Genomic DNA, 18,791 nt, shown 5'->3' on the forward strand with positions numbered 1-18,791 from the left:
GTACGAATCCAGGGCGCTTTTGCACGAACGCCCTTTCAACACTTCAAAGCATAGCAACGGCCTCAGGGTTTGCCGGAGTTCGATGCTTGCGTTCGTCCGCTTTCCCAACCACCGCCCAAGGCGAGGAACAAATCGATCTGGCTGATGGCAACCTGGGTGTTGGCAGCGGCCAGTTGCGCGGTGACGTCGATGTAGGTGCGGGTCGCCTGCAAGTCCGCCAGGAACGATGCACGACCGGCCTGGAAGAAACGATGGGTCTGGTCGGCGGCCAGCTTCGCCGACTGCTCGGCGTCCGCCAGCGCCTCACGGCGTTGCAGCAAGGCGGAGTACTGGGCCAGGCCGGTCTGGGTTTCACGAATAGCGTTGAGTACCACTCCATCGAAATGCGCCAGCGTCGCCTGGGTCACCGCTTCAGCTTCGCGAATTCGTGCCCTGGCGCCGTTGGTCGGCACATTCCAGGTCAGCGATGGGCCAAAGCCCCAACGGTTGGCAGAGGGTTCGCCGAGGTTTTCCAGGAGACCGACCGTGCCGATGGTCGCGCCGATGCGAATGTCCGGGTAAAGCTCACCGGTAGCAATGCCGATACCCGCGGTCGCGGCCGCCAGTCGACGTTCGGCCTGGCGGATGTCGGGGCGGCGCTTAAGCAGCGATGCACCGTCGCCCACCGGTACCAATTGCGTGATTTTTGGCAGTTCGTCGCAGCTGGCGGTGCCGGCCGGTAGTTGATCCACAGGCTTGGCCAGCAGCATCGACAAGCGGAAAAGCCCGGCCTGACGTGCCGCCTCATAGCGCGGCATGTCGGCGCGCAAGGATTTGAATTGGGTTTGCGAACGGGTGACCTGGGTTTCGTCGCCACGCCCGGCATCGCGCAAACGCTGGATCAGCGTGGTGCTCTGGGCTTGCAGGTCGAGGGAATGCTGGGCGATTTCCCGTTCCTCGTTGGCTGCGCACACCTGGGTGTAAGCCCGGACCACATCGGCCACCAGAGTGATGCGCGCCGTATCGGCGGCAGCCTGGGTCGCATCGGCATTGGCCTTGGCCGCTTCGATGCCGCGCTGCAAGGTGCCGAACAGGTCAAATTGGTAGGACGCGCTGATGCCGATATCGCCGATGTTGGCCACCGGCACCTTTTCCGGCAGCAAGAACGCTTCACCGGATTCCTGCAAGCGCTGGGCGCCCATCTTCACCCCACCGCTCCAGCCGCCCGCCGCCTCGGCCTCGTCCACCTGAGCGCGAGCGCGCAGCAGGCTGGCGGCCGCTACACGCAAATCAGTGTTGGACGCCATGGCCTGCTGCACCAGTTGGTCGAGCCGCGGGTCCTGATACAAGCGCCACCAATCGGCAGGCACCGGTGCCGAAACCACCGGCTTGCCGTCCACCGCCAGTTCGCCCTGCAGGTCTTCACGGTGGATCGCGGCTTCGTCCGGCAGGTGATAATCCGGACCGACCATCTGACACGCCGACAGCAGCAAGCCTAATCCGGCGATCGCCAAACCCGAGGCCTTGCTCATTGCACGGGCTCCCGGTTCTGGTCGTCGATGATCGATACCGTGGCGGTGCGCCCGGCGATCATGCGGAAATCCTCAGGGACCTCATCGAACGCGATACGCACGGGAATCCGCTGGGCCAACCGCACCCAGCTGAAGGCCGGATTGACGTTGGGCAGCAAGTTGTTGCCACTGGTGCGGTCGCGGTCTTCGATACCGGCCACGATGCTTTCCACATGGCCGCGCAGGCGCGCATTGTCGCCAATGACCCGGATGTCGACGCTTTGGCCGATGTGGATGCCGTTGAGTTTGGTTTCTTCGAAATAGCCGTCGATATGGAAAGAATTGCTGTCTACGACAGACAACACTGGCCGCCCGGCACTGACGAACTCCTGGGTTCGCGGCGCGCGGTCGTTGACGTAGCCGTCCACCGGGCTGCGGACAACCGAGCGATCGAGGTTCAGTTGCGCGCTGTCTACCGCCACCTGGGCTTCCATCAACGCCACTTGTGCGCGGGCCACCCGGGACTGGCTTTCTTCCAGCTGTTCGCCCGGCACCAGATTGCCAAGACCCTTGTTACGCTTGGCTTCACGCTGGGCCTGGGCCAAGGTTTCCTCGCGGTCTGCGACCGCCGCTTTCGCCTGGCGCAAGGCCAGTTTGAAACGGTCCTGGTCGATGCTGAACAGTACTTGGCCGCGCTTTACCAACTGGTTGTCGCGCACTTGCACTTGCTGGATCAGCCCGGATACGTCCGGCGCGATCTGCACGATGTCGGCCCGGATGTGCCCGTCACGGGTCCAGGGCGCGAACATGTAGTACATCACCATGCGCCAGACCACGACCACGGCGAAAGTTACGATCAACAGGGTCAGGACCACGCGACCAAGGGTTAGAAACGGCTTTTTCATGTCATCAGGTATCGACTGAGTGAATCCACGGCGCCAAGCAGCAAGGCGTAGAGAGCCACGTTAAACAATGCCCGGTGCCAGACCAGACGGTAAAAGTGCAGGCGCGTCAGCACCCCGTGCACCAACAGGTACAACACATAGGTAATGCCCATCAGCACCAGCAGCGTAGGCAAAAACACCCCGCTGATATCCAGATCACCGATCATAAAGGCGCTCCATCGATGCCATGGGGAAGCGGTTCTTCGGGCTCGGCAGATCCGACGAATTCGACGCCGGGCAACAACGCCAGGCGCAAGCCGCTCAAGGCGTGCAGCAGGTGCAAGCGGGTTTCTTCATCACCCGCGCCGCCCAACGCTCGGCGCGTGCGGTCGAGGGTCATCAGCAACGGACTCGGCGCCGGCAGGCGTTCGCCGGCCTTGAGGCAGGCCTTGAAGTATTCGCCGACCTCGGCCACTACCTGACGCAGCAATGCCTGCGGAACGCCGTGAACCCGCGGCGTATAAGCCAGCAGGTCAAGCAGGTTCAGCGCCACACGAACTTCACGCAAGGCGATGCCGGTGTCCTGGCCGGTCACGGCCAGCCGCGGCAAATGCTGCATCAGTCGATCCAGGACCTGCACGCCCAGGCGTCGATGGTCGGCCAGCGTGGCCGGCTCGGTGAGGCTGACAATGTCGCGCCAGGCGAAACGGGCCAGGCGTTTGGCCGCAAGCTCCGCACCGAACGGCCGGGCGATCAGGGTCCAGACGAACGCGAACAGCAAGCCCACCGGTCCAGCCAGGTTGGAGTTGGCGAAACTGAGGAAGTCCGCGTCGTAGGCGCCCTGAATACTGATGAACGACGAGGTATTGACCAGCGTCAGCAACATGCCCAGGTAAAACTGCGGCTTGACCGTCAGTGTGCCGATGCAGATGAACGGTACGGCGAAGGCCAGCACCAGCATCGGGAAATCATGCAGATTGGGCAGGACGAGAAACAGGTAAAGGCTGGCGAACACCACCGACATCGCCGTCCAGAAAAAGAATCGGTAGATCTGCGGTGCCGGGTCATCCATCGAGGCAAAGAAGCTGCACGCCACGGCCGCCAGGATCACTGCACTGCCGCCATCGGTCCAGCCCAGCAGAATCCACAGCACCGAGGCGACAATGATCGCCGCGACGGTGGAAGCGGCGGAATAGAGCATCAGCCCACGATCCAGAAAGGGGGTCAGGCGCCCCAGGCGCCAATGCCGATAGACCGCACGCCAACTGTCCTGGCTTTCGCACTGGATCGCGTGTTGCAGGCTGCGACAGTCCTGCCACAAATCGACCCACTCGCCGAGGCGATAAATGGCGTTGGAGAACAGCAGTTGCTTGCGATCATCCAGCACTGCGGGGCTGGGCTGCAGCGCTTCGAGTTGGTCTTTGAGCGCTTGCCAACGCTCGGGATCAGCATTCTTGTGATCGAGCCATTCAGTGGCAGCGGCCAGCAATGGCGCGAACTTGTCCACCAGCTCAGGGGTGCGCCTTTCCAGCGCGTAGAGCGCATCGTCGAGGGCATCGATCACTGGCAACAGGTGAATCATCCGTCCGCGCAACTCCTTGGTGTTGCGCACTGTTTGCGGACGCGCGCCTTCGTGGGGCAACTGACCGATCATCAGTTCCAGGGTATTGAACGTGGCGACCATTGAGGCGCGCAAGGCGCTGACCTCCTCGGGCTGCACGTTGCGGGCGAGAAAGCGCGTGCTGTAATTCGACGCGTCGGCAAACCACTTGCTCACCGAATCGTTGAACACCGGCGCCAGCCGTCGCGGCCAGAACATCGAACCGACCACCGCAGCGACGGCGATGCCGAGGAAAATTTCTTCTGTGCGCGCTTCGGCCACGTCCCACACTGCCAACGGGTTATTCACTACCGGCAGGGCGATCAAAGGCAAGGTGTAGCCGGCCAGCATCAGGGCGTAATTGTTCGCGGTGCGCAAATGCATGGACAGGAACAACAAAATCCCGGTCCACAGTGCGATGACCAGCACCAGCACATAAGGACTCTGCACGAACATCGGCACGAACAGGACCGCCGCAGCGGCGCCCAGAAAAGTGCCGACTGCGCGGTACAACGCCTTGGAACTGGTGGGGCCGACAAACGGGCTGGAAACGATATACACCGTGGCCATCGCCCAATAAGGACGCGGCATTTGCATGAGCAAGGCGATATACAGCGCGATCATCGAGGCCGCGAAGGTGCGTACTCCGTAGAACCAGTCCCGGGCCGGGGGCATACCGGAAAAGAAACCGTTCAAGGGCTGGTTACCGGCAAATGACTGGCCGACTCGAAGGCCTTCAATACGCGCAGCGTCGCTTCAAGATCTGCCGGATCGATGCCTTCGAGGACTTCATGACGCAAACGCACCAACTCAACCTCGACGGCTTGCACCAGGGTCCGACCGGTAGCGGTCAGGCTCAGGCATTTGGCGCGCCTGTCCTGGGCGTCTGCGGTGCGGCAGACGTAACCGCCATGGCACAACTGATCGAGCAAACGTACCAGGGACGGGCTTTCCATCCCCGCCGCCTGCGCCACCGTCACCTGCCGCACGCCCTCGCCTAGACGCCCGATCATCAGTAACGGGACGGCACAAGCTTCGGAAATTCCATAGTTGGCCAGGGTGGACTGGCAGATTTTGCGCCAGTGCCGGGCGGCCACCACCATGGTGCTGCTGATGTTCATTTGCAGAGCGTCGAGGTTATTCGGCACGAGGGAAAACACACTGTTAGTTTGCTAACTATCAATATGGCATTGGAAGGGATTTTCAGTCAAGTTTTGAAACAAATCTTCGGCTTTTTACATTCCCCTCCCCTTCCTCAACATCACATCCAGCTGATCCACCACCTCCGCCCAATCGGCGTCTTCCAGAATTTCATTGCGCAACAGATCCGCCTGGCTCGGGTTCCAGAAAAAAGCATCCGCCAGGTGCAGGTCCGGTTTGAGCGGTGAGTGGGTGGTGATGAATTTGTCGATGCTCTCGGCGTCGTCAGGCAGGCCGAGTTGCTTGAACAGGGAGGGAAGATTGTGGGTTGGGTTTTCCATGTCGGGCTCCAGTAAAACTGATAAAGGGACCGCTGCGCGGTCAATCGCGAGCAGGCTCGCTCCCACAGGGAAGGCGTTCACCTTGTGGGAGCGAGCCCGCTCGTGAAGACGACAGCATTGACGAAACGATCCTCAATGACTCAACTCCCGCACCTCTGCATGGGGCACCATTTTCAGGAATTGCGGCATGTCCATGTGCAACAGGTTGATGTGATTGCCAGCTTCCAGATAGATGTCTTTCTGTCGAGTCAGCAGCGGGTCGATGACAACGTCAAGTCCATAGGCTTCGCCCAGGGCCGGCACGGCCCCGCGTTCGCAGTCTTCAAACAGATGCGGAAGGTTGCTCTCGCGGGAAACCTGCCATTCACCGGTGCTGCGCACTTTGCTCAAGTCCAGGTGACGGCTGGCGGGAAGCACGGCCATCAGGTAATGCCCGTGGTGGTCGTCAAGAATGACCGACTTGGCCACCCGTTCTGCAGGTATACCCGCCACCCGTGCGGTTTCGAGGCTGCTGGCCGAGTGGGGATGGGTGACGATGTCATATTCGCATTGAGCCTGCTCCAGGCTTTTCTGCACGGTTCTTGCCATACGCATGATGCACCTCGGTGTCCGCAGAAACGCCTGGCGGACGATGGTTAACACTTTTGTACGTAGTAAAAGTCTAGGCCCGCTGGGGCAAACCAGCGGGAATTCCGCCCATCGGACAGGTCGACAACTGAGCAAAATTCATACAACCAGCTCCTCAACTAGACTGTATACAGAACCACCTGCGACTCTCCTGGAGGGTCACGTGAACACTCGTTGTTGTGCGCTTGCGTTGCTGTTGGCATTGAGCGGAGTCGCCATCGCTGCGGACACCGCCGAACTGCCCGGTTCCAATCCCGCGGGGATCTGGCTGATCACTTTCGGTATCGCTTTTTTAATCGCCGAGGCGGCGCTGCCCAACTATGGCGTGATCGGTCTGGGCGGAATCGTGATGTTCGTGATCGGCGCAGTGATCCTGACCAATGCCGAACTGCCCGTGCCGTTGATGATCGGCCTGGGACTGCTCAGCGCGCTGCTCTTGATATTCCTGTTGATCCGCGCCCTCAAGACCCGACCGCGCCACACCGTCAGCGGTGACGCCGGCCTGTTGGGCAGCGTGACCCCGGTGCTGTCTTTGCAGGCCGGCGATGCGTGTCTGGGCTGGGTGCATCTACAGGGCGAACACTGGCAGGTATCGAGCGCCCAGCCATTGCAGGTCGGGCAAAAGGTCCGGGTGGTGGCGCGCAAGGGATTGTTGCTGGAAGTGGCCGCGGCTGACGCGGTAACGGTTGGAGGTTAGCCATGGGTCTGCAAATCGGTTTTGTCGCGCTGCTGCTACTGCTGATCGCACTGGCGGGGGCGACGTTCCGCATCCTGCGCGAGTACGAGCGTGGGGTGGTGTTCCAGCTCGGACGCTTCTGGCAGGTCAAGGGCCCCGGCCTGATCCTGCTGATTCCGGTGATCCAGCAAATGGTCCGGGTCGACTTGCGCACCATCGTCCTCGACGTCCCGACGCAAGATGTTATCACCCGCGATAACGTCTCGGTCAAAGTCAATGCAGTGCTGTACTTTCGAGTACTTGATCCACAGAAGGCAATCATCCAGGTCGAAGATTTTCTCATGGCCACCAGCCAGCTGGCGCAAACCACCTTGCGTGCGGTGCTCGGTAAACACGAACTTGATGAACTGCTGGCTGAGCGAGAACGACTGAACATCGACATCCAGCAAGTTCTCGACGCCCAGACCGACGCTTGGGGCATCAAGGTTGCCAATGTCGAAATCAAACACGTGGATCTCAACGAATCGATGATCCGCGCCATCGCCAGACAAGCAGAAGCGGAACGCGAACGCCGGGCCAAGGTGATCCACGCGGAAGGCGAATTGCAGGCGTCGGAAAAACTCATGCAAGCCGCCGAAATGCTCGGCCGCCAACCCGGCGCCATGCAGCTGCGTTATATGCAGACACTGAGCTCGATCGCCGGAGACAAGAGTTCGACCATTGTCTTCCCGTTGCCGATCGAATTGCTCAAGGGTATGGCGGATCTGTCGGCTAAACCTTGAGTCAGCGTTGCGCCGCCAGCGGATAAACCGACTCCCATCCGCCACCCAGTGCCTTGTACAACCCGACTGCTGCCAGCGACACGCCGGTGGAACTCTCCACCCATTGCTCCTGGGTCGCCAGCAATGCGCCTTGCACGGTAAGGACGTTGACGAAGTCCACCACGCCCTCGACATATTGCCGTTGCGCGGTTTGCAGGGCGATACGGTTCTGGCGTACCGCTTCGGCGAGGCTGTCGCGGCGCAGTTGGCTGGCGTTGTAAGCGCTCAATTGGTCGTCGATTTCATGCCAGGCGCGCAATACGGTTTGCTGATAGGCGATGGCCGCTTCCTGTTGCTGGGCTTCGCGCAGGTTCAGCACGCCGCGCAGGCGGCCGCCGTCGAACAGCGGCAGGCTGAATTGCGGGCCGATGCCGAACGTGCGTGAACCCCAGGAACCGAAATCGCTCAGTTGCATGGCTTGCGAACCGACGCTGCCTGACAGGGTAATCCGTGGATAAAAATCCCCCTTGGCCACGCCGATGCTCGCGGTCGCGGCATGCAGGCGGGCTTCGGCCTGGCGAATGTCCGGGCGGCGCTCGGCCAGTTGCGAAGGCAGGCCGATGGCAACCTGGCGCGGCGTTTGCGGCACCGGCGCGTCAGTGGATAACTCGGCCGCCAGCGCCTGGGGAGGTTCCCCCATCAACAGGCTCAAGGCGTTGATCAGTTGGGCCTGGCGCTGCTCCAGTGCTGGCAGGCGCGACTCGATGGCCGCGACCTGGGCGGCGGCTTCGGCGACATCAAGGTCCGTTGCGACACCATCAGCCAGGCGCAGCTGCGAAAGTTTCAGGCTGTGCCGAGCGACCTCGAGGTTCTGTTCGGTAACGGCACGGGTGTTCTGCACTCCGCGCAGTTGAATGTAGTCCTGAGCGGTTTCCGACAGCACCGACAACAGCACACCACGACGGTCGTTTTCGGCGACTTCCACGGTGGCATTGGCGGCCTCGGTTTCGCGGCGCACGCGACCCCAGAAATCCAGCTCCCAAGAGGCGGAGAAGCCGGCATCCCAGAGACTGAATGCAGAATTGCCGTTGTGCCCCGACGGATCGCTCAGGCCTTCGCCGCTGTTGCGTTTACGGGCGTAACTACCCGTGGCGGCGGTATTCGGATAGCGGTCGGCGGTGATCACCTGGCGTAAAGCACGGCTTTGTTGCAAGCGGCTGCTGGCGAGTTTCAGGTCAAGGTTGTCGCTCAGGGCACGTTGAGTGAGGGCCGAGAGTTGCGGATCGTTGAACACTTGCCACCAGCGTTCGTTCATCGTCTCCTCACTGGCCTGGCTGGCGGCGGCCTTGGATGGTTTCGCCCACTCGGTGACTTGCTGTGCCTGAGGTTTTTGGAAGTCCGGGCCTACGGTGCAGGCTGACAGGCTCATCACGAGCAAGGCACAAAGGGTGAGTCGAGACGGATGGCCTCTTCGCGAGCAGGCTCGCTCCCACAGGGGATCGCAATCAACGAAGATACTCATCGCTGCGCAACCTCATTGGCCTTCGCACCAGCCGTATCGATACTCGCCTCCACCGACATCCCCACCCGCAACCGTTCGGCTAACGGCTGACCCGGTTCCAGCACGATCTTCACCGGAATCCGCTGCACCACCTTGGTGAAGTTGCCCGTCGCGTTATCCGGCTTGATTGAAGCAAAGGTCACGCCGGTGGCCGGTGCGATGCTCTCGACCCGGCCGTTCAGCGCTGCGCCGCCAAAGGTGTCGACACGCACCTGCACGTCCTGCCCTGGCTGCACATTCGTCAGTTGGGTTTCCTGGAAGTTGGCCACCACATAGGCTTGCGCCAGCGGTACCACGGCGAGCAGTTTGCTGCCCGGCGTGACATAGGCCCCGACACGCAACGCGCGCTCACCGACCATGCCATCCTGCGGCGCGGTAATACGTGTGTAAGACAGTTCGTAACTGGCGATTTCCAGCTTTGCCTGCGCCCGTTTCAACCCACCTTCTGCTCCGTCACGCTGGGCCGTAAGGATATCCACCTGCTTGCGCTCCGCCGCCAGCACCGCCGTGACATTGGCCAACCGGGCAGTAGCCTGATCGATGCGCGTGCGCGCTTGCTGAGCATTCTGCACCGTGCCGGCACCGACCCCGGCCAGGTGGTCGTATCGGTTCAGTTCATGTTGAGCGAAGGCTATTTCAGCCTTGGCGGACACTACCTGTGCCTGTGCCTGGGCGATCACCGAGGCCTGACGCTCAAGCGTCGCCCGGGCATTTTGCAGTTGCGCCTGAGCCACCACGGCTTCGGCGGCGGCCGCTTCGGCGGCGGCGCGCAGGTCGCGATCATCGATCAGCGCCAGCAGTTGCCCGGCCTTGACCTGCTGGTTGTCTTCCACCAGCACTTGCTTGATGAATCCGGCAACGCGCGGCACCACCAGTGTGTAGTCAGCCGAGACATAGGCATCATTGGTGCTCTGCTCTGTGCGCTGGCCAAACAGGCCGGGCGCCAGCAGATAAATCAGTACGCCCGTCGCGATCACGACGGCGACGCCAACAGCTACTTTTTGCTTGGATTGAGTCGTCATGAAAACCTTCTGTTTCAGTGATGCGTTCAAGTCGGCGCACGGGGCGGATAGATCCGCGTCGGCAGCCAGAAAATCAGCAGGATCAGCGCCAATGCGACGCCGGCCATGCACAGGTAAAGGTCCGAGGCGGCCAGCACCACGGCCTGCTCATGCAGCCGGTGGGCAAGGCCCGGGGCGTCGCTGTCGACCAGGGGAGAGTTGCCGAGACGGTCCACCAGCATGGTCGAGTGAAAATGCAGGCGCTGCGTGGTCAGGGTTTCCAGCACGCCGGTGGCGACCACTGCTGCCAGGCCTTTCACGGTGTTGAACCAGGACGACGCAAACGGCCCGTCCATGGGGTTGATGCTGCCAGTCGAGAGCATCAGCAGCGGCAGGACCGCCATGGGTTGACCGAAGATCTGCAGCAGTTGCAGGACATAGAACTCGTCGCGAATCCACGCCGAGGTCAACTGCGAACCGCCGATGCAGGACAACACCAGCATGCTCAGGCCGATCCCCAATACCCAGCGGCAATCGACCCAGCGCAGGTTGCACAGCGCTGCCACCAACGGCAGCGCTATCAATTGCGGGAGCGCCGCCAGCAGGGTGATGGGTGCAGTTTGTACCGGGCGATACCCCTGAACCTGCGCCAGATAGCTGGAAGGAATTACTACCACCGCCAGCAACACCACCAGCACGCCGGCCAGGGTGACCAGCGCGAACGACAGATTGCGGATGCCGAGCATCTGCATCTTGAAAAACGGAATCGGCTGCGACCACTCGTTGATCAAAAACAGCACCAGCAACAGCGTACCGCCCACCAGCAATCCAACAATCAGGCTCGACTCGAACCAATCCAGCCGATTGCCCTGCAAGATGCCAATCACCAGCATGCAGATCGCCGGAAAACCCAACAGCAAACCACGCCAGTTGAACTGTTTGAAACGCTCCAGCCGCAGCGGGTCCTGGGGTATGCCGTAGGCAACCGCGACCAGGGCAATCAAGCAGGGTACGACCACTTGCCAGAAGGTCCACTGCCAGCCCACATACTCGGTCCAGAGGCCTGCCAGTGGCGTGCCCAGGCCCGGGCCAAAAGTCGCCGTCAGGGCATAACCAGCCAATCCGTAGAGTTTTACATTGGCTGGCAGAAAACGCAGGGCAACGGTCATCAGCATCGGCGGCAGCGCGCCACCGGCCAGCCCCTGCAACGTGCGCAGGACCAGCAGGCTTTCGTAGTTCGGCGCCAGCGGGCACAACACCCCCAACAGCGTGAAGGCACTGATGGCGTAAAGGGTGAAGCGCCGCAGCGAGAACGTGACGGCACACCAAGGCGCAAACGCCATGGCAGCCACCGAGGTCGCGGCATAGCAAGCAACCAGCCAAGTGCCTTCGTCGTAACCGATGGCCAACCCGCCACGGATATCGGCCAGGGCAACCTTGGTCACCATCTCGTTCAGGCCCGACACCAGCACTGCCAGCAACACGCCAACCAGGCCGATGATGATCCGCGGGCCGAAGACCGGTGGTGTGGCGGCCGTCGGGCTGGTCGCGGCGAGAGGTGCCGTGACCGTGAGGGAAGTCATTGTTGCGAGCTCCGGGATTTGAAGTCCGAAACATTCTATGAAGCGTGTGACCTGACGAAAACTGACTTATCGACAGGTTATAAGTGCGTTACACGCAATGCTGCAGAACCTGTGGGAGCGAGCCTGCTCGCGAAAGGGTTGTAACATTCACCATCACCGTTGACTGACACCCCGCTATCGCGAGCAGGCTCGCTCCCACAGGTTCATTCGTTCAACTCACCACCGGTTGCGCTGCCAACCACGTCTCGTCACAGCAAGCTTTCAGCGTTTCACGCAGCCAGCGGTGAGCGGGGTCATTGTCGAAGCGCGGGTGCCAGGCCTGGTTAAGCACGATGGTCGGCAATGGAATGGGCAAGGTGAACGAGCGTAATTTCAGCCCCAGTCGACGCACGCTCAACAGCGTCTCCCTGGGCACCGGCAGAATCAGGTCGGAATCGGGCAAGGCAAACATCGCCGCGTGGAAACTTGGCGCAATCACCGCCACTCGCCGCTCCAGGCCCAGGGCGTTGAGCGCCGCATCGATCGGCCCGCGAGCGATCCCGCGACGGGACATGCTGATATGTGAATAGCCAGCAAAACGTTCTGCGGTGATTTCTTGATCGAGCAAGGGGTGATCCTCGCGCACCAGGCCGACAAACTGGGTGGAGAACAGATTCTGCACCTTCACTTCCGGCATCAACGGCCGGTTGTTGCTGACGCTCAGATCGATGCGACCCTCTCGCAAGGCCTCATCATCGCCATCGCCCTCTGGCGCAAAACGTAATTCGCAGTGCGGGGCCTGACGCTCCATGGTGTCGAACAGCTTGCCGCCATAGATGCCGATGAAAAAATCGTTGGCCCGAATACTGAAGCGCCGGCGCAGGCTGCCCAGGTCCACAACCCTGGCCGAGTGGAACAAGTGCGCGGCCTGCTCTACTACGTCGCGTACCTGCTCGCGTAATTCAAGTGCCTTTGGCGTCGGCACCAGACCACGGCCGGCTCGCACCAGGATCGGATCACCGATGGCTTCGCGGATACGCGTCAGGGTGCGGCTCATGGCCGCCGGGCTGAGATTCATTCGCCGCGCGGCGCCCACCACACTGCCCTCGTCGAGCAAGGCGTCGAGGGCGACCAACAGGTTCATATCTGGTAGTTGCATGGAGAGCACGCATGCCTTATCAGGATTGATTCAGGCGCAATGCTAGCAAATCATTGACAGGCAGACTCAACGGATCAGCGCTGCATCCCCCACCGCTTCACCGTCACCCGCTCCAACGTATCAAACACCAGATTCTCAACCAGCAACCCAATCAGAATCACCACCGCCAACCCGGCAAACACCTTGTCCGTGTACAGCTCATTACGGTTCTGGAAGATGTACCAACCCAACCCACCCTTGCCACTGGTCGCGCCAAACACCAGTTCGGCAGCGATCAACGTGCGCCAGGCAAAGGCCCAGCCGATTTTCAAGCCGGCGAGGATCGATGGCAGCGCCGCCGGGATCAGGATGAACAGCACCAGGCGCAGGCCCTTGAGGCCGTAGTTGCGCCCGGCCATGCGCAGGGTTTCCGAGACGCCGAGAAAGCCTGCGTAGGTATTGAGCGCCAGGGCCCAGAGCACCGAATGCACCAGTACGAAGATCAGGCTGTTCTGCCCCAGTCCGAACCACAGCAACGCCAACGGCAGCAGGGCAATCGCCGGCAACGGGTTGAACATCGAGGTCAGGGTGCTGAGCAGGTCGCGGCCCAATTGCGTCGACACCGCCAAGGTGGTCAGGGCGAAGGCCAGGACGATGCCGATCAGGTAGCCCTTGAGCAGCACCACCAGGGAAATCCACACTTTACCCAGCAATTCGCCGCTGAGCAGGCCGTCGTACAGCGCATGCGTGGTCTGCACAAAACTTGGCAGCAGCAGATCGTTGTTCTGATAACGGGCAACGGCTTCCCAGAGTACGGCGAGCAAAATCAGGATCAGGCTTTTGCGCAGCCAACCCTGTTGCCACAGGCGTTGGCCAAGCGGCAGTTCGCGTTCCAGCGGTACGCTGGTGAGTGGCTGCAAAACCGTTTCGAACTCTTCACGCGGGGATGATAAATGGCTCATCGGGCCCTCCTCTCAAACTGGCTCAATAAGCAATGCGGATGTCGGCGAAATCCAGCTCGCGCTCGGTTCCCGGCGACTGGCCTTCATCGAATAACAAGCGATGGATGCGCCGCGCCGACTCCTGGAATGCCACGCCGCCCAGGCTGTGCAAGTCGTACTGATGGCTGTGGACTTCGGCACGCACGCGCCCCGGATGCGGCGACAGCAGCAGGATGCGATTGCCCACCACCAACGCCTCCTCGATGGAGTGCGTGACGAACAGCAGTGTGAAGCGCACCTCCTCCCAGAGCAGCAGCAATTCTTCCTGCATTTTGCGTCGGGTCAGGGCGTCGAGCGCGGCGAAGGGTTCGTCCATCAAGAGGATTTTCGGCTGCATCGCCAAGGCCCGGGCGATGGCAACCCGCGCCTTCATGCCGCCTGACAGGGTGTGCGGATAGGCATCGGCAAACGCCGCCAGACCGACCTTGTCCAGGTAGTGCAACGCCCGTTCTTCGGCCTCATTGCGCTTGAGGGTTTTAGAAGCCAGCAGCGGGAACATCACGTTCTGCTTGACGGTTTTCCACGGTGGTAGTTGATCGAATTCCTGGAACACCACGATCCGGTCAGGCCCTGGCGCATGGACGCGCTGGCCTTGCAGACGGATCTCGCCTTCGACTGGCTGGATGAATCCCGCGGCAGCCTTGAGCAATGTCGACTTGCCGCACCCGGACGGCCCAAGAAGCACAAAGCGATCCGCAGGGTCGACCTCGAAGCTGACCTGGTGCGTGGCACGCACCACCCGCTGGGGCGTGCGGTATTCCAGGCTGACGTTATCGACCGACAGCAGCGCTTGGGCGCAGGCGTTCGGTTTGCTGACCGTGTGGCCTTGCAAAGGGGCGTTCATGTCGGTCAGCTCCCTTGCAGCGGTTTGGCGTCCTGGAAGAAGTAGTCCTTCCACGAATCCGGTTTGTTTTTGATCGCGCCCACGCGGTAGAGGAACTCGGCCAGGGGGTAGGTATTTTTCGGCGTGACGCTGAATTCGAACTGCGGGTTGTCGATGATTTTCAGCAGCTCGGCGCGGTCGATCTTGGCCTTGGTGACGCGAATGTAGGTGTCCGCTGCCGCGCCCTTATCGTTCTGGGCAAAGGTCGCCGCTTCAGTCAGCGCGTCGATGAAGGCTTTGTAGGTTTTCGGGTTTTCATTGCGGAATTTTTCGGTGGCGAACAACACAGTCGGCGAGTTCGGGCCCAGCAAATCATAGGTGTTGAGCACCACATGCACGTTTGGATTGGCCAGCGCCTGATCCTGGAATGGCGGGTTGGAGAAGTGCCCGCTCAGCTCGGTACCGCCGGCGATCAACGCTGCCGTGGCATCCGGGTGCGGCACGGCGATGGTGTATTTGTCGAGGCGATTGAATTCCTTGTCGCCCCACTGCTTGGCGGCGGCATATTGCAGGAAGCGCGACTGCACCGACACGCCCACCGCCGGTACCGCGATACGGTCCTTTTCGGTGAAGTCGGCAATGGTCTTGACCTTGGGATTGTTGCTGACCAGGTAGTACGGGAAGTTGCCCAGGGAGGCCACGGCCTTGACGTTCTGCTTGCCGTGGGTGCGGTCCCAGATGGTCAGCAGCGGGCCGACGCCGGCACCCGCGATATCGATGGAGCCGGAGAGCAGCGCATCGTTGACCGCGGCACCACCGGAGAGCTGCGTCCAGTCGACCTTGATGTCGATGCCTTGCTGCTTGCCGTACTTCTCGATCAGGTTCTGATCGCGCACCACGTTGAGCAGCAGGTAAACGATGCCGAACTGTTCGGCGATGCGTATTTCACCTTCGGCCTGGGCCACGGTCGGTGCGACCAGGCTGCCGGCGATCAGGCTGAACCCCAGGCCGATTGCCGCGGCCAGCGGTGCAAAGGGTAGACGTTTGGACATGGTCAAATCTCCGACAAATCAGAAAGGCGCGTCGCCCTGGATGGTGGTGCGATACAGCTTGCGGCGCAGATGGCTGGGGCATCCGGCGGCGAGGTGGATCAGCGATCGGTTGTCCCAGAACACCAGGTCATGGGGCTGCCACTGGTGGCGGTAGATGTTTTGCGGCAACACGCTGTGGGCGTAGAGCTCGTCGAGCAATTGCTTGCTCTCGTCTTCCGGCAAGCCAACGATACGGGTAGTAAAACCCTCGCTGACGAACAGCGCCTTGCGGCCGTTTTCCGGGTGGGTACGCACCACCGGGTGAATGACTTCGGCAACCTGGGCCAGTTGTTCCGGGGTCAGGGTCGGGCGCCAATTGCCTTCGAATTTTGTCTCGCTGTAGCGCGCCGTATAGGAGTGCGCCGCCGAGCGACCTTCAACGGCTTTGCGTAATGCCTCGGGCAGGCTGTCCCAGGCTTTGTGCATGTCGGCAAATAGCGTGTCGCCGCCTTCGGACGGCAGTTCCTGGGCATGCAGCATTGAGCCCAGGCTTGGCAGTTCCTTATAGGAAAGGTCGGAGTGCCAGAACTTGCCGGCGTCACCCAGGCCGATGGATTGGCCGTTTTCGATGATGTTGGAAACGATGAGGATTTCCGGGTGCCCGGCCAGCAGGAATTGCTTGAGCACATGGATCTGCAGCACACCGAAACGGCGGCTGAAATCGATTTGCTGCTCGGGGGTAATGCGTTGGTCGCGGAACACCACCACGTGATGATCCAGGTGCGCGCGGTGAATGCGCGCGAAGTCCTGGTCATTGACCGGGCGGGACAAATCGAGGCCGATGATTTCGGCGCCCACCGCACCGCTGAACGGGCGGATGTCGAAAGATTGTGGCGCGATGCTTGGCGATGGTGAAGCTGCAGACATAAATCACTCCCACGCACGGCGCGCTCAAAGGCGCGCGCGTCGATCAGAAACTCACGGAGGTCCCGTGTTGGTTCGTGTCGTGCGGCGCGCCGATTGGTCGGCAGGTACGCATGGATGTGACTTTATAGATATAAGAAAGTAAATTTAAATATCTTTATAGAATATATATATGGCTTTTATTGTCTGCTTCTTCAGCCCTTTGATCGTTGGAAACTCCTTCTGTCAGATAGACGTAGGTCTACTTGAGTGCTTTTTTGCTTTCACAGTCCATTTATGACCAGATTTAGCATCATCCTTCCCAGTTCGCCAATTGGCTGACACAGGATTCAATCATCTAAGAGCGCTGATCAGGACAAGGGCCTAATACGCCAAAAACATGTCATGTTTTTACTGGCCATTCGCTACACATGTTGCCAGTTACAAAATATTGACACAGACAGCTTGATATCCCATCATCTGCGCGCTGCAAATGGCCCATATTTTGACTGGCCCCATGACAGCTCTTTCCGGGTTACTCGCCCGAGAGTGATTTTCATCATCTTAATGAGACCGGTGTCTAGGCGAATGCAGCGCCAGGTACCTTTGTCTCTTAGTGAGCGGCCTTCAAATTTTGCCGATACCTAACCGTTCTGGCTGAGTTTTGGTGCATTCGGACAGTTGGAGTAGAAGGCGTTGGGTCATGTCACGTTAGCCATCCGGCATCTGCAGGATGAGCAAATGTTGCTGCGCCAGGGGCGGTTATATTGGGTCACCCTGGACCTTGCAACTGATGCAGAAATTTTGGCTCGTCAATTTTTATCGGGCCTGTCGCAAGAACATATTGCCACGTTGGTATGCAGCGGCATCGAACCTCAAACTGTCGTCGACTCCATGGCTGAGGATTGCGGCCCATCGGAGTTGCGCCTGTTTTGCATGCCTCACGATGCGTCTGCTCGTCTTGCCTTTACGTCCCTGGCCTTGGATTTACAGCGAACCAAAATCGCGCGCGGCAGCCATCTCGTATTGATGTTGAACTCGGTCCATCTGGAAGCACTCAGCACTAATCAGTTACAACGCTGGTGCGAAAGTACCCGTCAATGGCTGTTGAGCATTGATTGCACGCTGCTAGTACTGTGCAGCGGTCAAGCGCCCCTTTTACATCAACGCCTGTCCAGTCTCAACGAGCAACTTTCCGGTTTGGCACAACTGTATCGCCAAGATGGCGCTATTCATTACCAACTGAACTTCTGGCACAGCCAATTGGGTGTTTGCGCCGCTCAGGCATTTGACCTGCAAGCGAGCGACAGCGGTTTTTCCCTGAGTGATTCGCAGCTTTCCGGTCCCTCACAAACCCGTACCGACGACCAACGCATTTACTTGACCGAGCGTTCAGCTCTGGAGGGGACGGCACCGTTATCAGAGCAATGGCGCGTTTTCGAACACCGCGTCGATCTACTGCAGCAGGCTTCCCACGCGCGTGCCGCTTGCGTGATCGTCACGTTGGAAAGTAACCAGGATGTAGAACCCCTGGCTCGGCAATTACACAAGTTGCGCGAGCAATGCGGTGCCGCCTTGAAGATTATTGTGCGGGAAATAGAAGCCTGCCTGCGCTATCGCGACGAGCGTCTGTTACTGACGTGCGGAGCCAACTTGATCGTGCCTGCCAAAACCACGCTGGCGAACTTTCTCAGCATGGTAGAAAGCGCCCAAGGCCAGATCTGGCGCCATCGTCAGACTCCTGACATCCAGTCGCTGTTTGCACGACTGCGTCCTCCAGCGCGGCGCGGGATATTGCCGCCAAGTGACTTTATCGACCTGCTTGATGAGGTCTACAGCAGTGCTTCAGGCGAGCTGGCCCATCAATTATTGCGACTACGCCCGCGGGGCGACCTGAACATCGACCAATACTTGAGCCAGATCACCTTGCGCCGCTTTGGCGATGTCGCGTGCGTTCTTGATGGTGTGTTTTATCTCTTCCTGTTCGCATGCCGTGCCGACGGACTGGAGCCTGCGCTGGGAAACATCTGCCGTTTGCCGTGGCGGGATATTTTCAGCGATTGCGAGGTGCTTTCCAGTGCGGACGTCCTGCCGCGTCGGGATTTCATCGATGCCCCCCACAATCTTGAGGTTTCACGTATGGCCACCGGTCAAGTCACCGCTGATTTGACGCGCGCCATCAGCCAAAGCGGCTACGCACCGCAACGCATTACGTTGCCGCTGTCGGAGCCTTGCCCATGAATTACACCCAA

Annotated in this window: 18 protein-coding genes; 3 read left to right on the forward strand and 15 right to left on the reverse strand. The window is 60.3% G+C overall.

Going from position 1 to position 18,791, the window contains the following annotated elements:
• Positions 1 to 62 precede the first annotated feature (62 nt).
• The 7 genes from PSUM_RS22070 to PSUM_RS22100 all read right to left on the reverse strand — a co-directional run bounded on the left by PSUM_RS22070 (position 63) and on the right by PSUM_RS22100 (position 6,049).
• Positions 63 to 1,511, reverse strand: a complete 1,449-nt coding sequence (locus PSUM_RS22070; RefSeq protein WP_033042760.1) for an efflux transporter outer membrane subunit — start codon at positions 1,509 to 1,511, stop codon at positions 63 to 65.
• Entirely contained in the window at positions 1,508 to 2,395 is an 888-nt protein-coding gene (locus tag PSUM_RS22075) for an efflux RND transporter periplasmic adaptor subunit (RefSeq protein ID WP_083349976.1), read from the reverse strand. Before PSUM_RS22075 ends, PSUM_RS22070 begins: the two co-directional genes overlap by 4 nt.
• Positions 2,392 to 2,601, reverse strand: coding sequence for a DUF1656 domain-containing protein (locus PSUM_RS22080; protein ID WP_008059581.1), 210 nt, complete (start codon positions 2,599 to 2,601; stop codon positions 2,392 to 2,394). Before PSUM_RS22080 ends, PSUM_RS22075 begins: the two co-directional genes overlap by 4 nt.
• Entirely contained in the window at positions 2,598 to 4,670 is a 2,073-nt protein-coding gene (locus PSUM_RS22085) for an FUSC family protein (protein WP_083349975.1), read from the reverse strand. The genes PSUM_RS22080 and PSUM_RS22085 overlap by 4 nt, the downstream gene beginning before the upstream one ends.
• Positions 4,667 to 5,095 (reverse strand): MarR family winged helix-turn-helix transcriptional regulator, encoded by a 429-nt coding sequence (locus tag PSUM_RS22090; RefSeq protein WP_020795862.1) that lies wholly within the window; start codon positions 5,093 to 5,095, stop codon positions 4,667 to 4,669. The genes PSUM_RS22085 and PSUM_RS22090 overlap by 4 nt, the downstream gene beginning before the upstream one ends.
• 114 nt (positions 5,096 to 5,209) lie before the next feature.
• Complete coding sequence (locus PSUM_RS22095; protein ID WP_020795863.1) at positions 5,210 to 5,455, reverse strand: DUF2789 domain-containing protein; 246 nt, start codon at positions 5,453 to 5,455, stop codon at positions 5,210 to 5,212.
• A 132-nt stretch (positions 5,456 to 5,587) separates the two neighbouring features.
• On the reverse strand, positions 5,588 to 6,049 hold the full coding sequence (locus tag PSUM_RS22100) for an aminoacyl-tRNA deacylase (RefSeq protein WP_033042421.1): 462 nt from the start codon (positions 6,047 to 6,049) through the stop codon (positions 5,588 to 5,590).
• A 196-nt stretch (positions 6,050 to 6,245) separates the two neighbouring features.
• On the opposite strand from PSUM_RS22100, the gene PSUM_RS22105 reads away from it, so the two are divergent.
• Positions 6,246 to 6,779, forward strand: coding sequence for an NfeD family protein (locus tag PSUM_RS22105; RefSeq protein ID WP_083349974.1), 534 nt, complete (start codon positions 6,246 to 6,248; stop codon positions 6,777 to 6,779).
• 2 nt (positions 6,780 to 6,781) lie between these two features.
• Positions 6,782 to 7,540 (forward strand): slipin family protein, encoded by a 759-nt coding sequence (locus PSUM_RS22110; protein WP_020795866.1) that lies wholly within the window; start codon positions 6,782 to 6,784, stop codon positions 7,538 to 7,540.
• 1 nt (position 7,541) lies between these two features.
• On the opposite strand, the gene PSUM_RS22115 is transcribed toward PSUM_RS22110, so the two are convergent.
• From PSUM_RS22115 to PSUM_RS22150, 8 genes are all read right to left on the reverse strand, one after another.
• Complete coding sequence (locus tag PSUM_RS22115; RefSeq protein ID WP_083349973.1) at positions 7,542 to 9,041, reverse strand: efflux transporter outer membrane subunit; 1,500 nt, start codon at positions 9,039 to 9,041, stop codon at positions 7,542 to 7,544.
• Entirely contained in the window at positions 9,038 to 10,102 is a 1,065-nt protein-coding gene (locus PSUM_RS22120) for an HlyD family secretion protein (protein ID WP_020795868.1), read from the reverse strand. Before PSUM_RS22120 ends, PSUM_RS22115 begins: the two co-directional genes overlap by 4 nt.
• Before the next feature lie 26 nt (positions 10,103 to 10,128).
• Positions 10,129 to 11,664, reverse strand: coding sequence for an MFS transporter (locus PSUM_RS22125; protein ID WP_083349972.1), 1,536 nt, complete (start codon positions 11,662 to 11,664; stop codon positions 10,129 to 10,131).
• 211 nt (positions 11,665 to 11,875) lie between these two features.
• Positions 11,876 to 12,802: a LysR family transcriptional regulator gene (locus PSUM_RS22130; protein ID WP_020795870.1), complete on the reverse strand. Its 927-nt coding sequence runs from the start codon at positions 12,800 to 12,802 to the stop codon at positions 11,876 to 11,878.
• 74 nt (positions 12,803 to 12,876) lie between these two features.
• Complete coding sequence (locus PSUM_RS22135) at positions 12,877 to 13,743, reverse strand: ABC transporter permease (RefSeq protein ID WP_020795871.1); 867 nt, start codon at positions 13,741 to 13,743, stop codon at positions 12,877 to 12,879.
• A 22-nt stretch (positions 13,744 to 13,765) separates the two neighbouring features.
• Positions 13,766 to 14,626: an ABC transporter ATP-binding protein gene (locus PSUM_RS22140; RefSeq protein WP_020795872.1), complete on the reverse strand. Its 861-nt coding sequence runs from the start codon at positions 14,624 to 14,626 to the stop codon at positions 13,766 to 13,768.
• Between the two features lie 5 nt (positions 14,627 to 14,631).
• The gene (locus tag PSUM_RS22145) at positions 14,632 to 15,657 is read right to left on the reverse strand and encodes an ABC transporter substrate-binding protein (RefSeq protein WP_020795873.1); all 1,026 of its coding nucleotides are present in this window, start codon (positions 15,655 to 15,657) and stop codon (positions 14,632 to 14,634) included.
• Positions 15,658 to 15,675: 18 nt separating this feature from the next.
• Positions 15,676 to 16,563 (reverse strand): TauD/TfdA dioxygenase family protein, encoded by an 888-nt coding sequence (locus tag PSUM_RS22150; protein ID WP_020795874.1) that lies wholly within the window; start codon positions 16,561 to 16,563, stop codon positions 15,676 to 15,678.
• Positions 16,564 to 17,235: 672 nt separating this feature from the next.
• On the opposite strand from PSUM_RS22150, the gene bcsE reads away from it, so the two are divergent.
• Entirely contained in the window at positions 17,236 to 18,780 is a 1,545-nt protein-coding gene (gene bcsE / locus PSUM_RS22155; protein WP_083349971.1) for a cellulose biosynthesis protein BcsE, read from the forward strand.
• Positions 18,781 to 18,791 lie beyond the last annotated feature (11 nt).

Origin of the sequence: Pseudomonas umsongensis, assembly GCF_002236105.1 — a bacterium.
GTDB lineage: Bacteria > Pseudomonadota > Gammaproteobacteria > Pseudomonadales > Pseudomonadaceae > Aquipseudomonas > Aquipseudomonas umsongensis.

Bases quoted from the DNA above. Each gene is read 5' to 3' on its own strand.
- PSUM_RS22070 (WP_033042760.1), bottom strand. From the start codon at position 1,511: ATGAGCAAGGCCTCGGGTTTGGCGATCGCCGGATTAGGCTTGCTGCTG.
- PSUM_RS22100 (WP_033042421.1), bottom strand. From the start codon at position 6,049: ATGCGTATGGCAAGAACCGTGCAGAAAAGCCTGGAGCAGGCTCAATGC.
- PSUM_RS22095 (WP_020795863.1), bottom strand. From the start codon at position 5,455: ATGGAAAACCCAACCCACAATCTTCCCTCCCTGTTCAAGCAACTCGGC.
- PSUM_RS22135 (WP_020795871.1), bottom strand. From the start codon at position 13,743: ATGAGCCATTTATCATCCCCGCGTGAAGAGTTCGAAACGGTTTTGCAG.
- PSUM_RS22140 (WP_020795872.1), bottom strand. From the start codon at position 14,626: ATGAACGCCCCTTTGCAAGGCCACACGGTCAGCAAACCGAACGCCTGC.
- PSUM_RS22150 (WP_020795874.1), bottom strand. From the start codon at position 16,563: ATGTCTGCAGCTTCACCATCGCCAAGCATCGCGCCACAATCTTTCGAC.
- PSUM_RS22110 (WP_020795866.1), top strand. From the start codon at position 6,782: ATGGGTCTGCAAATCGGTTTTGTCGCGCTGCTGCTACTGCTGATCGCA.
- PSUM_RS22080 (WP_008059581.1), bottom strand. From the start codon at position 2,601: ATGATCGGTGATCTGGATATCAGCGGGGTGTTTTTGCCTACGCTGCTG.
- PSUM_RS22145 (WP_020795873.1), bottom strand. From the start codon at position 15,657: ATGTCCAAACGTCTACCCTTTGCACCGCTGGCCGCGGCAATCGGCCTG.
- PSUM_RS22125 (WP_083349972.1), bottom strand. From the start codon at position 11,664: ATGACTTCCCTCACGGTCACGGCACCTCTCGCCGCGACCAGCCCGACG.
- PSUM_RS22090 (WP_020795862.1), bottom strand. From the start codon at position 5,095: ATGAACATCAGCAGCACCATGGTGGTGGCCGCCCGGCACTGGCGCAAA.
- PSUM_RS22130 (WP_020795870.1), bottom strand. From the start codon at position 12,802: ATGCAACTACCAGATATGAACCTGTTGGTCGCCCTCGACGCCTTGCTC.
- PSUM_RS22115 (WP_083349973.1), bottom strand. From the start codon at position 9,041: ATGAGTATCTTCGTTGATTGCGATCCCCTGTGGGAGCGAGCCTGCTCG.
- PSUM_RS22075 (WP_083349976.1), bottom strand. From the start codon at position 2,395: ATGAAAAAGCCGTTTCTAACCCTTGGTCGCGTGGTCCTGACCCTGTTG.
- PSUM_RS22120 (WP_020795868.1), bottom strand. From the start codon at position 10,102: ATGACGACTCAATCCAAGCAAAAAGTAGCTGTTGGCGTCGCCGTCGTG.